Source organism: Paraburkholderia sp. CI2, from assembly GCF_014201055.1.
GTDB lineage: Bacteria > Pseudomonadota > Gammaproteobacteria > Burkholderiales > Burkholderiaceae > Paraburkholderia > Paraburkholderia tuberum.
Map to the genome: position 1 here is coordinate 105,410 of NZ_JACHDL010000020.1, position 12,626 is coordinate 118,035.

Sequence of the window (12,626 nt, forward strand, 5' to 3'; positions counted from 1 at the left end):
GTTGCCCGCGCATCGAACGAGGTGCCAAATTGGTACGGTTTCGGACACGGGTGCTTACCCGGCAAAACCCCGAATAGCGTCTGCGATGCATCAACGATAAGGCGTTGTGCCCTACAATATTTGGGATTCGCGAGGCTGTGCAACGCGCGCGAACCCTCGAAGCTTCGGTCAAGAGCCAATCATTTTCGACGTGATTTCACGTGGAGCGCTGCATGCCTTTTCCGGCACAAGACTGCGGCTGCGCTGGCTGGCGCGGCGAGATGGCGCGACGCATCAGCGAATTCGACTGGCGCGCCACCACCCTCGGCGCGATCGAAAACTGGCAGCGCAGTCTGACCTCGACGGTCCAGATGATGCTCGCCTCGCCGGTGCCGCTCGTGCTGTTGTGGGGCGAGCCCGGCTACATGATCTACAACGACGCCTATGCGGTCTTCGCGGGCGGGCGGCATCCGTATCTGCTCGGCCGTCCGGTCGAAGAGGGCTGGCCCGAAGTCGCCGATTTCAACCATCACGTGATGGTCACCTGCCTCGCGGGCGGCACGCTGTCGTATCGCGACAAGGCGCTCATGCTGCTGCGCGACGGCAAGCCGGAAGACGTGTGGATGGATCTGTACTACAGCCCTGTCGCGGGCGACAGCGGCGCGCCGGCCGGTGTGCTCGCGATGGTCGTCGAGACCACCGGGCGCGTGCTGACCGAGCGGATGCGCCAGCAAGCCGAAACCGAATTGCACGAGACCAACGAACGCCTGCAGCTCGCTCTGAACACCGGCGCGGTGCTCGGCACCTGGGTGCTCGACGTGCGCACCGGCGAGGTCACGGGCGACGAACGCTTCGCGCGGACCTTCCTGTTTGCACGCGACAAAGCGTCGAAGGGCGTCGCGCGCGATGCCGTGACGCAGATGATCCACCCCGACGACCAGGCGCTCAACGACCGCCTGACCGCCGAAGCGATCCGCAGCGGCGAGCCGTTTCGCGCCGAGTACCGAATCCGGCGGCCTGACGGCGGCTATATGTGGGTACAGGCGAACGGCCGCTGCCAGTTCGATGAACACGGCGAACCGACGCGCTTTCCGGGCGTGCTGATCGACATTCACGAGCGCAAGATCGCCGAACAGCAGCTTCTTCAGTTGACCGAAACGCTCGAGCAGCGCGTCGCCGATTCGATCGCGGCGCGCGCGCTCGCCGAGGAACAGCTGCGCCAGGCGCAGAAGATGGAAGCGATCGGCAGCCTGACGGGCGGCGTCGCGCACGACTTCAACAACGTACTGCAGGTGATCAACGGCAATCTGCAGATGCTCGCGGCCGACGCCGACGACGACCCGGTCACGCAGCGGCGTCTATCCGCCGCGACCGATGCCGTCAAACGCGGCGCGAAGCTCGCCGCGCATCTGCTCGCGTTCGCGCGGCGTCAGCCGCTGTCGCCGACCGTGCTGAATCCGCGCCGCCTGCTGACCGGCATGAGCGAGATGCTGCATCGCGCGCTCGGCGAAACGGTGCGGATCGACACGGTGCTCAGCGACGATCTGTGGAACGTGCAGGTCGACCGCAACCAGCTCGAAAACGCGCTGCTCAATCTCGCGATCAATGCGCGCGACGCGATGCGCGCCGACGGCGTGCTGACCGTGCGCGCGACCAACCGCACGCTCGACGCCGCGTTCTGCCGCGGCAAGCCGGAGTTGTCGCCCGGCGAATACGTCGAGTTCTCGGTTGCCGACACCGGCTCGGGCATGCCGCCCGAAGTGCTACAACGCGTGTTCGAGCCGTTCTTCACGACCAAACCCGACGGCCACGGCACCGGCCTTGGCCTGTCCATGGTGTTCGGCTTCGCGCGGCAAAGCGGCGGGCATGTGTCGATAGAAAGCGAAGTGGGATACGGCACCACGGTGTCGCTGTTCTTTCCGCGCTGCTGCGAGGCGGAGACGCCGGAGACCGTCGATGGCACCGCGGCATCGGTCGGGGGCGGCGAAACGATACTCGTCGTCGAGGACGATGCCGACGTGCGGCTGACCGCGGTCGAAATGCTCGCGCAGCTCGGCTACAAGGTGCTGACCGCGTCGAACGGGGACGCGGCGCTCGAATTCATCGACAGCGACGTGCCGATCGATCTGCTGTTCACCGACGTCGTGATACCCGGCAAGCTGAAGAGCGTCGAGCTCGCGCAACGCGCGGCCGCGCGCACGCCGCCGCTGCCTACGCTGTTCACGTCGGGCTATACGCGCGACGAAATCGTCCACCACGGCAAGCTCGACGCGGGTATCACGCTGCTGTCGAAGCCGTACCGGCGCGACGATCTTGCCCGTCTGGTGCGTAACGTTCTACGCGCGGGCGCCGCGCGCGCGGACCACGCGGCCGGGATGCGCGAAGCGCGGATCGCCGCATGCGTGCCGCCCGCCGCGTACGAAAGCGCCAACCCGTGCGCCACTGCGAAGGGCCCGCGGAAAGCGTCGAACAAAGAGCCGAAGAAAAAGCCGCACAAGCCGATCCAGCCGCGTGCGGCCCACGAAGCCGCGCGAGTGCTGTTCGTCGAGGACGACACCGAATCGCGCGAGGCGCTCGGCGAACTGCTCGGCGCGTTAGGCCTCGCTTGCACCGCGGTCGCGAGCGCGGAAGCAGCGTTGCCGCTCGCGAACACGCAGCGCTACGACGTACTGTTGACCGACCTCACGCTGCCCGGCATGTCCGGCCACGAACTCGCGCGCGCGGTGCGGCGCGTGCAGCCGGAGATACGCGTGCTGCTGGTGTCGGGCTACGGTCGCAGCGCGGAGATCGGGGCGGCGATTCCGGGTGCACGGCTACTCGGCAAGCCGCTCGATATCGCGCAGTTGCGACACGAGTTCGCGCAATGGCTCGACCACACCGAGGCGGCGTCCTAGGGCCGAAGAGATCAGCGTCAGCTCCTTCAACGTGGTCGCGGTAATCCCCGGCGCGTCGCAGATGAAGGTCAGGAGAGCAACGCTAGCATCATCGGACGCGAAGCAATCCGCGGTTCAGCGGGCCAAACCCCGCGTAAATCCGGAATTAGAAGGAACCGCCCAAACCGTAAGATCGACATAAACCGGTCAGTCAGGTGTTCGCGGCATGCTAGATCTTCCTCTTTCCGATGACGCCTGGGCGCGCATCAGTCATCTGTTCAAGCAGGACCCGAAGAAACGTCTGGGCCGGCCCGCGCGTCCTCCGCGCGAGATCCTGGACGCGATTCTGTGGGTCGTCACGCGCAACGAGAAATGGCATCGGCTGCCCGGCACGTTTCCGCCGTCGCAGACGTGCTACATCAGGTGGCTGCAATGGCGCCGCACGGGCTTGATGAGCGCGATTCTCGACGAGCTCGGCCTGAGCGGTTGCGCGCTTGCATCGGCGTCTCGCGCGGATTCGGCGCCTCCGGCGGGGTCGACTGCCGACGCCTGAAATCGCGGCCTGGAATGGCATATATTGTTGGTAAGGGTGAGTACCGCAACGGCGCGGCCCCGATCTGCATCAGCCGCGCGGGTGCGGGTATGATGCCGGGCGCGGTGCCCTCCGCACCCGCTTCCGATGCCGCATTTTTTGCCACGAGAACCATCATGCCTGCCCAACACGACGAAGCACCCGGCGCTCACGACACGACGGACAAGCCGAAGCGCAAGACGCTGTCCATGTCCGTGCGCAATCTCCTGATGGTCGCCATTGGCGTCGTGATGTTCACGATCGTGTCGGGCGTCGTGCTGTACAACCCGATCATGTACGGCGACGAGATCCCGAACTTCGGCATCATCCTGATGCTGACGGTGCCGGTCATCGCGGGCGTTGCGTTTCGGGTCGGGCTCGACGCGTGGCTCGATCGCGAGTGAGCGGCAAGAACGCCACCGCCTCATCCCATCATGCCGCCTCGACCGGCAATACGACCCACACTTCGAGGCCGCCGCCGTCGCGCGGATGAAACTGCAGGCCGCCGCCGTGCAGCCGCGCGATCCGATCGACGATCGACAGCCCCAGCCCCGTGCCGCCGCTACGCGCACGCGCATTGCGGCCGCGCTGGAACGGCGCCTTCAGCTTCTCCAACTCCTCCGCCGTCAAACCTTTACCGCGATCGCCGACCGCAACCGTGACCGCGTCCTGCGTCGCCCACGTGCGCACCGCAAGCCCGCTGCCGCCGTAGACGATCGCGTTCTGCATCAGATTCATCAGCAGCCGCATCATGCTGATCGGCCGATATCGAACGGCCGGCAAGCTGCCCAACGACAGGTCGAACTCGTGCCCGAGCCCCGCGAAGTCGCCCGCGAGCCGTTCGATCAGCGCATTCAGATCGCCGGGCTGCGCTTCCTCGCGCTCGCCGCTGCCCGCGTAATCCATGAACTGCTGCAGAATCGTCTCGATCTGATCGAGATACGATTCGGCGGCGATGACGAAACTGCTGTCGGCCCCCTGCGGCATCGCCATCGCCATCGACAGGCGCAGCTTCGTCAACGGCGTGCGGATGTCGTGCGAGATGCCCGCGAGCATCAACGCGCGCGTCGCTTCGGCGTCCTGTAACGCGCGCGTCATCTGATTGAAAGCGCTGCTCACGGCGGCGATTTCGGCGGGGCCGTCGGTCGGCAGCGGCGCGGGCAGGTCGCCGGCGCTGACGCGCCGCGCCGCTTGCGTGAGCTCGTGCAATGGTTCGTTCAGGTGCAGCTGGATCGCGTAGCCGGCGAGCGCGGCGAGCACGCCGAGACCCAACGACAGGAAGATCGCCGCTTCGAGGCCGCTGCCCTGCGCGTCCTCGGGAACCGGCAGCGCGATCCAGTATGGCGCGCTGGCCAACGAACCGGCCGCGTGGTCGGACCCGGCAGCCGGCGCATGCATGCGAATCCACAGCCGCTGCCCGCCCTCGGTCTGCCACCGCACGGGCATATCGGCGGGCAGATGCTTCTGCAGGCTGTCGACGAAAACGCCGTGCTGATAGGTGCTGTACACATGCAACAGATCGTGCGGCGGTGTGTCGGTCGCTTCGGGCGGCAACTGCTCGCGCGCGTCGAGACGCGCGGTCAGCGCCGCGCGCGAGGCGGGCGGAGTGGCCGCGAGCAGGTTGTCGAGCGTCGTCACGTAGGTCGCGAACACGGCCGCCGCGCGTTCGACGCGTGGCCGCTGCACGTAATGCAGCAGCACGGCGATCGAGCAGATCTGGCTCAGCATCACGAGCGCGATCAACAGCGCGATATTGCGCGCGAGCAGCGTGCGCGGCAGCAGTGCGCGCGACAGTGAGCGCATCATGATTCGAGATCGGCGACGAGCATATAGCCGACGCCCCAGACGGTGCGAATGAAACGCGGCTTCGACGGATCGTCCTCGACGATCTGCCTCAGCCGCAGCACCTGTACGTCGATGCTGCGATCGAGCGCGTCATGGTCGCGCCCTCGCGCACGCGCGAGCAGGTTGTCGCGGCTCACCGCGCGATTCGGCGACGACGCGAGCGCGACCAGCAGCAGCATCTGCGCGGAATGAATCTCGAGCGGCTCGCCCGCGCGCGACAGCTCCTGCTTGCCGATGTCGAGCGTGAAGTCGCCGAAACGCACGCACTGCGACGTCAGCGTGAGGTCGCCCGCGGCCATCTTCTGGCGGCGCAGCAACGCATTGATTCGCGCCACCAGTTCGCGCGGCAGAAACGGTTTCGCGAGGTAGTCGTCGGCGCCGGTTTCGAGGCCGGTCACGCGATCGAGCGGATCGCCCTTCGCCGTCAACATCAGGATCGGCAAGGTCTGCCCTTGAGCGCGCAGCTTCGCGCAGATCTCGAGGCCGTCCTCTTCGCCGATCATCAGATCGAGTATCAGCAGGTCGAACGGCTCGCGCTCCAGGTAGCGATTCAGGCGCTTGCCGTCCTCGGCCGCGCGCACGTCGAAGCCATGACCGCGCAGAAAGCGCAGCAGCATGTTGCGCAATTCGGCTTCGTCGTCGAGCACGATGATCCTGGCGGGGCGTTCCATCCGAAAGCTCCTCGATAACCGAGCCGCTCAGTGTGCGGCCCCGCGTTCCTGCATGAATGCCTCGATCTGCGGGAGCGTGATGTAGCCGGCCTTCTGCGTGTCGATCTCGTCGAAATGACGCGCGAGCAGCGGCATGCCGGCCGCTGCCTGGTCGCGCGTCAGCTTGCCGTCGTGGGTGGTGTTCGCGCTTGAAAAACGCGTTTGCAACTGCTGCTCCATGCGCTCCATCCGCTGCTGGCTGATACCTTGCGGCGCGGCGGCCTGAGCGAACGCGACGGTGGACGCGCAGCACAGCAGCACGGTGGCGAGCAACTTCTTCATGACTGACTCCTTCGGTTGGAACATCGACCGTCGCCTGCCTGGGTGCCGCGAGCCGTTTCGATGACAGGCCGAATTGTTGGTCAGACGCCGCGCGATCGCAATTCGAGAATCATGTCGAATCATGTCACGGCGCCGGGTGCCGCTGCAGCGTGACATCGAATGAAATGAGTTCGCGGTTTCGTTTTGCGGGCCTGCTGCGTATCGTTCCGTCTGCCGTTCGTCGGCATTCACGTATCAGGAGTCCCAAATGACTATCCGTCTCGCCTGCGCCTCGACTTTCACCGCCATCGGTCTCGCCTGTTCTTCCGCTGCCTACGCGCGAGTCGTCGTGTATCTGCCCGCCGCCGTGGTCTACGCGCCGCCGCCGCGGCCGGTCTACTACCCGGTGCCGGTCAATCCCGTGTATGTATCGGCACCGCCTGTCGACGTGCCAGTGGCGGCCGCGACCATCGTCGCGGCGCCGCCCGCGCTCAACTATGCGGTGGTGCCCGCGCCGACGGTCAGCTATGCGCAACCGCTCGTGATCGCGCCGCGTTGAAAGCGCGCGCCGGGCCGTCGCGCGGGCGGTTTCGATCGCCCCGAGACCGGCCCACGCCGTTGACTCAGCATAGGACACGCGCCTCGCGGGCACGCCTGGTGAATTCCCGTTGTCCCGTTGAAAGGTGGAGTGCCGCGTAAAGCTTGCATGGAGTTTGCCGCTTCTTACCAACGCGCACGGCGCCAGGCGCGCGCTCGATGTGGCGCTCTGCGCCGGCACGGCTGATATTGACTACATATAGGCGGGATGGAACGGACCTTGCGATCCCTGTCAGGTTCGCGCGCCCCTATCCCACCTTCTTTCCTGGACCTTTGTGATGAGCTACCAAGATATCGACAAGGAAATCGCCCACCTCGAAGTCGTTTTCAACGCACTTTCTGGGCGCGACCGTTTTCCGCTGTCGTACTGGCATCGTCGGCTGCATGCGTTGAACCGTTCGTCGATGGTGCCCGCGCAACGCCAGCGCGTCGCCCACCTCGAAGCAAGGCTGCGCTCGGTCGGCGCGCGACTGGACGAGCTCGCCGGCGCGACGCGCGTCGGTTCCTGCACAAGCCCGCTGATGGCGGGCGGGTCCGGCATCCGTTCAGCCAGTTAATATCCGTGCCCCAAGCGCCAGCACGAGCGCGGGCACCATCACCAGCGCGCCGACTTTCAGAAACTTCATGAAGCTGACGTCTTCGCCTTCGCGGCGAATCGCGTTGAGCCACAGGATCGTCGCGAGCGAGCCGGTGATCGACAGGTTCGGCCCGAGGTCGACGCCGATCAACAGCGCGTCGATCACGCGCTCGGGGCTATGCGCCTGCATCACGGTCGAACTCGCGATCAAGCCGGCCGGCAGGTTGTTGATCAGATTGCTGAGGAACGCGACGCTCGCGCCGGCCCACCCGGCCGCTTCCATTTCGTTGTGTTCGGTCGCGCGGCGCAACGCACCCGCGAACATGTTGATCACACCGGTGTGATCGAGCATCTCGACCAGCACGAACAGCCCGGCGACGAGCGGCAACACGTTCCACGAAATTTCGCGCATCATCGGCAGCGGCGATCTGCGCTCCTTGATCAGCACGACGAGCGCGGTCAGCGTGCCGAGGATCGCGGTCGGCAGGCCGAGCTGGATGTCGTAGGCGGAGACCGTCAGCAGCGCGCCGGCCGTCACCGCGATGCCCGCGAGCGCGACGCGCCCGCTCGCCGACAGCTCGACCGCGTCGAGATTTGCCTCGCAGACGCCAGCGAGCGCCTCGCGTTGCGTCCAGCGCAGCATCACGAAGGTCGCGGCAATCGACAGCACCGACGGCAGCGTGAAGCGCAGCATCCACGGTCCCAGCGGCGGCGTGTGATTGCCGTACAGCACGATGTTGGCCGGATTCGAAATCGGCAACACGAAGCTTGCCGCATTGGCGACGAACGCGCAGACGAACAGCAGCGGCAGCGGCGGTGTCTTCGCTTTCTTCGCCGCCGCGAACACGGCGGGCGTCAGCACGACGGCGGTGGCGTCGTTGGAAAGAAACGCGGTGATCACCACGCCGAACAGATACACGAGCACGAACAGCTTGCGCGGCGAACTGCGCGCATGATTGACAGCGAGCACCGCGACCCAGTCGAACAGCCCTTCGCGGCGGCCGACTTCGGATAGCAGCATCATGCCGAACAGGAACAGATAGACGTCGGTGCCCTTGCCGATCGCTTCGACCGCGAGATGCAAGGGCAATAGGCCGAGGGCGACGAGCAGCACCGCGCCGGCGACGGCCCACACGGCTTCGGGCCATTTGAACGGCCGTGTGATCACGCCGGCGGTAGCGAGCGCGGCAATACTCCAGGAAAGAAAAACGGAATTCACGGCTTAACGCCCGGATAATGGGTTATGTCCGTGGCTGCGCAAAGCGCGCAACCGTGTTGTTCGGGGCAACAAATTACCACAGCGGTACCACGGCGAGCGCTCCATAGCAGTGTGCGTGCCTTCATGCGCGGACCTTTCTGCGCGCATACCTCTCGACACGATTAACATCACCGCGACAACGATCTGTTCCCGCCCACCCGCCTATTCAGTTTGAATGGGCATCCCTACTATCCGCATTCTCACGCGGCTTCTCGCGAGCAACGGATAGAACACGATGCAAACACACGCTTGCGCTCCCACGCGCTACCACGGCGCGGCGATCGCGCTGCACTGGCTGGTCGCCGCGCTGATGATCTGCGGCTTCTACATCGGCTGGATCATGACCGATATCCCCGGCTTCACGCCGACGAAGCTCAAGTACTTCTCGTGGCACAAATGGATTGGCGTGACCGTGTTCGCGCTGGCGCTGCTGCGGGTGCTGTGGCGCGCGACGCATCGCGCGCCCGAACTCGATGCCGCGACGCCCGCGTGGCAGAAGGCCGCCGCGCATCTGGTGCACGGTCTGCTGTATCTGCTGATGCTCGCGATTCCGCTGTCCGGCTACTTCTACAGCTCGGCGGCCGGCATTCAGGTCGTGTATCTGGGCATCCTGCCGCTGCCGACGATAATCGGTCCCGATCAGGCGCTGAAGGCCACGCTGCGCACGGTACACGTGCTGCTCAATTACACTCTGCTCGCGCTCGTGCTGATGCACATGCTCGCGGCGCTCAAGCATCAGTTCATCGATCGCGACGGATTGCTCGCGCGCATGGTGCCGTTTCTGAAGACCCGCGCATAACGATACGACAGCTTGAAGAAAGCCATAACTCCTGTCGATTGGTTACGACTGGTTGGCAATCAAATTCCTCGCGGTGTGCAATCAGGCCGCGAAGCTCGGATAGGATGCGTACCATCATGAAGACACCCTTTTATCTCTCCGCTCGTCGCGCGACGCTCGCTTCTTTCGCGGCGCTTGCGCTGCTCGGCGCAAACCTCGCGCACGCCGACGTCGACCTCGCGAAAAGCAGCGTCATCGCCACGACCAAACAGATGAACGTGCCCGTCGACGGCAAGTTCAGGAAGTTCTCCGCGCAACTGAATTTCGATCCGGCGAAGCCGGCTGCGGGCAGCGCGAACGTGTCGATCGACACCGCGAGCTACGACCTCGGCGCCGACGACTACAACAAGCAGGCGCAAGGCAAGGAATGGTTCGACAGCGGCGCCTTCCCGAGCGCGACCTTCGTGTCGAGCTCGATCGCGCCGGCTGGCGGCAACCAGTACAAGGTGACCGGCAAGCTGACGATCAAAGGCAAATCGCAAACGGTCGTCGTGCCGGTCGTGATCGCGAGCCAGGGCGCCACGCAAACTTTCGACGGCTCGCTGCCGATCAAGCGCACGCAGTTCGACGTCGGCACCGGCGAATGGAAAGACACGTCGGTGGTCGCCGACGAAGTCGTCATCAAATTTCATCTGGTCGCGGCGAACAAATAACCCACAACGCCGCAGCACCGCCTTACCCTTCGACCTCTGGAGTCCACCTTGAAGCAATCCTTCCTGCTCGCCGCCGGCGCGCTCGCCGCTGCATGCTCGTTCAACGCGATGGCCGCCGCCGAAACCTACCTGCTCGATCCGACGCACACGTCGCCGAGCTTCGAGACCGACCACTTCGGCGGCCTGTCGATCTGGCGCGGCAAGTTCCAGAAAAGCAGCGGCACCGTCGTGCTCGATCGCGCGGCGAAGACCGGCACGGTCGAGGCGACGATCGACCTGACCTCGGTCGGCATCGGCAACGACAAGCTCAACGAGGAACTGGTCGGCGACAAGTTCTTCGACACCGCGAAGTTCCCGACCGCGACCTACAAGGGCACGCAGATCCGCTTCGACGGCGACAAGCCGGTCGAAGTGATCGGCACGCTGACGCTGCACGGCGTCACGAAACCGGTCAACCTGAAGATCGAATCGTTCAAGTGCATCCAGCACCCGGTTCTGAAGCGCGAAGTGTGCGGCACCGAATCGGTCGCGACGTTCAATCGCGACGATTTCGGCATCGACTTCGGCAAGGCGTACGGCTTCAACATGAAGACCACGCTGCATATCCAGGCCGAAGGCGTCAAGCAGTAAGCGCGTCACGCCCGGCACGGCCGGGCGCCGAACTACTGGATCGCGGGCTGCGCCGGCGCGTGCGACGCGCATCGCATCCTGCGATGCCCAGAGGGCTCGATGATATTCAACGGGCGGTGGTGCGAGACAATTATCCTTTGCCAGCATTACCGCTGGCTCAGGCCCCGGCCCGTCCACTTAGCCGACTGTCCGAATTCGCGAGGCCACCTCTGGCATCCGCCCCAAGCAGCACGGAGTATGGGCCGTCAACGCCCGCGAGCCGCAGCTTCGAAGACTGCGCTGTCCTCGGCGAGTGTCAGCTCGCTCGCGGCGGTCTTCGCGGGCTGCCAGTCGCCGTCGTTCGAGCCGCGCTCCACGCTATCGATCGCCTCGCGCTGCAGCGTGAACGGCATGCTCAGCTGCACCAATTGCTTGACTTCGTAGAGCTTCGCCGACACGCCTTTCCTCGGCGCCGCGACGCTCGTCTGGTGCCCCGTGCCGATGGCCGCCAGGGCCGTGCCGCCCCGGGCTTTTCACCTCCACGACGCGCCGCCCCGCGACGGAGCGCTTGAAGGCGCGCGCCACTTCGGCTTCCATCTGTTCCCATGCGTCCTCGGAAATCGGCGCAAGCTCGCGATGCAGGTTATTCATATTGTGAAGTTCCTTTAAGTGAGCCGATGTTCAATGTTCCTCTGCGGCTTGTTTCGTTTGATGGCGTGCTGGACGGCTGAGATGACGTCGACGCCGCCGCAGAGCCTCTGTCCGGGAGCGCATCGAGCAGATCGGCGGACGGCACGAAGAAGAGACCTCCCGTCACTGCGCGGCTGTAGTCGAGCAATCGGTCGTAATTGCCCGGCGGGCGACCGACGAACATGTTTTCCATCATCTGCTCGATCGGCGCGGGCGTGCGCGCATAGCCGATGAAGTATGTCCCAAACTCCTTTGCGCCAGGACGGCCGAAGGCCATGTTGTGCCGCAGGATCTTGATCTCCTGGCCGTTCTCATCGATGGTCGTGAGCGAGCTATGCGAGCACGAGGGCTTCACAGCCGCGTCTAGTTCGACGTCGGACAGCTTCTTGCGCCCGATGATCTTTTCCTGTTGCTCCACCGTCAGGCCATCCCATGCATCCATATTGTGAAAGTACTTCTGCACAATCACATAGCTGCCGCCCGCGAATTCCGAATCCTCCTCGCCGATGATCGTGTGGTTCGGGGCGCTTCTCCCTGATGGATTCTCCGTGCCGTCGACGAAGCCCACCATGTCGCGCAGGTCGAAGTAGCGAAAACCCTGCACCTCGTCGACGACCGTGACGGCGTCGCCCAGTTTGATGAGCAACTGTGACGCGAGCTCGAAGCATAGATCCAAGTGATCCGCGCGGATATGCAGCAGGATGTCTCCGGGTGTGGCAATGGCGCGGCGCTCGCCCGATCCGACCTCGATGAAAGGATGCAGCGACGCGGGACGCGGCGCGCCGAAAAGAAAATCCCACGCTTCGGAACCGAAGCCGCACACGCAAGAAAGGTTAGCGGTAGGCGCGCGTGTGCCGACCGCGCGGACCAGCGCGGCAATGTCGCCGCACCATTCACGCACGGTGTCGGCTTGGCCTTCGCCGCGCGCTACCGTGAGTGTGAGGAAGATCGCACTTCGGGAAATCGGATCACAGACGGCTTGTGGTTCGGGAGTGTCGTTGTTGGGCATCTGAAATTTATTTGATTACGCCAAGGGAGTCATGACGGCATTCATGCAACGGCGGGACCGCGATGGACTCGAAATAATGCTGGATTTCGTCACCCAAGCAAGCCTCGCCCCGTGCGCACATGGTCGACCCAAACGCCTGGACGTTTGCCGCTTTAG

The 12,626-nt window shown here is 64.8% G+C and carries 13 protein-coding genes and 1 pseudogene; 8 read left to right on the top strand and 6 right to left on the bottom strand.

All coding sequences use genetic code 11. The annotated features are described in order from the left end of the window. Nucleotides 1-212 precede the first annotated feature (212 nt). The 3 genes from HDG32_RS24905 to HDG32_RS24915 all read left to right on the top strand — a co-directional run bounded on the left by HDG32_RS24905 (nucleotide 213) and on the right by HDG32_RS24915 (nucleotide 3,827). Nucleotides 213-2,873 (top strand): response regulator, encoded by a 2,661-nt coding sequence (locus HDG32_RS24905; protein ID WP_184071495.1) that lies wholly within the window; start codon nucleotides 213-215, stop codon nucleotides 2,871-2,873. 205 nt (nucleotides 2,874-3,078) lie between these two features. Beyond that, nucleotides 3,079-3,405, top strand: a complete 327-nt coding sequence (locus tag HDG32_RS24910; RefSeq protein WP_090806367.1) for a transposase — start codon at nucleotides 3,079-3,081, stop codon at nucleotides 3,403-3,405. A 155-nt stretch (nucleotides 3,406-3,560) separates the two neighbouring features. After that, nucleotides 3,561-3,827, top strand: coding sequence for a hypothetical protein (locus HDG32_RS24915; RefSeq protein WP_184036397.1), 267 nt, complete (start codon nucleotides 3,561-3,563; stop codon nucleotides 3,825-3,827). A 28-nt stretch (nucleotides 3,828-3,855) separates the two neighbouring features. On the opposite strand, the gene HDG32_RS24920 is transcribed toward HDG32_RS24915, so the two are convergent. The 3 genes from HDG32_RS24920 to HDG32_RS24930 are packed head-to-tail and all read right to left on the bottom strand — an operon-like array spanning nucleotide 3,856 to nucleotide 6,260. Continuing rightward, nucleotides 3,856-5,229 carry an ATP-binding protein gene (locus tag HDG32_RS24920; RefSeq protein ID WP_184071497.1) on the bottom strand — a complete coding sequence of 458 codons (1,374 nt, stop codon included), beginning with the start codon at nucleotides 5,227-5,229 and terminating at the stop codon, nucleotides 3,856-3,858. Beyond that, complete coding sequence (locus HDG32_RS24925) at nucleotides 5,226-5,939, bottom strand: response regulator (RefSeq protein WP_184071499.1); 714 nt, start codon at nucleotides 5,937-5,939, stop codon at nucleotides 5,226-5,228. The genes HDG32_RS24920 and HDG32_RS24925 overlap by 4 nt, the downstream gene beginning before the upstream one ends. Before the next feature lie 27 nt (nucleotides 5,940-5,966). Further along, entirely contained in the window at nucleotides 5,967-6,260 is a 294-nt protein-coding gene (locus HDG32_RS24930; RefSeq protein ID WP_184065271.1) for an EF-hand domain-containing protein, read from the bottom strand. Nucleotides 6,261-6,507: 247 nt separating this feature from the next. Between HDG32_RS24930 and HDG32_RS24935 the strand changes: the two genes are divergently transcribed. Both HDG32_RS24935 and HDG32_RS24940 read left to right on the top strand, forming a co-directional pair. Then, nucleotides 6,508-6,798 (top strand): hypothetical protein, encoded by a 291-nt coding sequence (locus HDG32_RS24935; protein ID WP_184071517.1) that lies wholly within the window; start codon nucleotides 6,508-6,510, stop codon nucleotides 6,796-6,798. A gap of 316 nt (nucleotides 6,799-7,114) precedes the next feature. Further along, nucleotides 7,115-7,393 carry a hypothetical protein gene (locus HDG32_RS24940; RefSeq protein WP_184071519.1) on the top strand — a complete coding sequence of 93 codons (279 nt, stop codon included), beginning with the start codon at nucleotides 7,115-7,117 and terminating at the stop codon, nucleotides 7,391-7,393. On the opposite strand, the gene HDG32_RS24945 is transcribed toward HDG32_RS24940, so the two are convergent. Continuing rightward, nucleotides 7,382-8,632: an arsenic transporter gene (locus HDG32_RS24945; protein ID WP_184071521.1), complete on the bottom strand. Its 1,251-nt coding sequence runs from the start codon at nucleotides 8,630-8,632 to the stop codon at nucleotides 7,382-7,384. The two genes, HDG32_RS24940 and HDG32_RS24945, sit on opposite strands and share 12 nt — an antisense overlap. 274 nt (nucleotides 8,633-8,906) lie before the next feature. On the opposite strand from HDG32_RS24945, the gene HDG32_RS24950 reads away from it, so the two are divergent. The 3 genes from HDG32_RS24950 (at nucleotide 8,907) to HDG32_RS24960 (ending at nucleotide 10,792) form a co-directional block, all read left to right on the top strand. Continuing rightward, a complete protein-coding gene (locus HDG32_RS24950; protein WP_184071523.1) occupies nucleotides 8,907-9,470 on the top strand; it encodes a cytochrome b in 564 nt (187 codons plus the stop codon). A 116-nt stretch (nucleotides 9,471-9,586) separates the two neighbouring features. Further along, nucleotides 9,587-10,162, top strand: a complete 576-nt coding sequence (locus HDG32_RS24955; RefSeq protein ID WP_184071525.1) for a YceI family protein — start codon at nucleotides 9,587-9,589, stop codon at nucleotides 10,160-10,162. Between the two features lie 48 nt (nucleotides 10,163-10,210). Beyond that, on the top strand, nucleotides 10,211-10,792 hold the full coding sequence (locus tag HDG32_RS24960; RefSeq protein ID WP_184071527.1) for a YceI family protein: 582 nt from the start codon (nucleotides 10,211-10,213) through the stop codon (nucleotides 10,790-10,792). 190 nt (nucleotides 10,793-10,982) lie between these two features. Here HDG32_RS24960 and HDG32_RS24965 read toward each other — a convergent pair. Continuing rightward, nucleotides 10,983-11,422 (bottom strand): annotated as a pseudogene (locus tag HDG32_RS24965) (family 1 encapsulin nanocompartment shell protein); the annotation flags it as partial. Further along, complete coding sequence (locus HDG32_RS24970; RefSeq protein ID WP_184071528.1) at nucleotides 11,415-12,470, bottom strand: Dyp-type peroxidase; 1,056 nt, start codon at nucleotides 12,468-12,470, stop codon at nucleotides 11,415-11,417. The gene HDG32_RS24970 and the pseudogene HDG32_RS24965, both read right to left, overlap by 8 nt. Nucleotides 12,471-12,626: the final 156 nt, after the last annotated feature.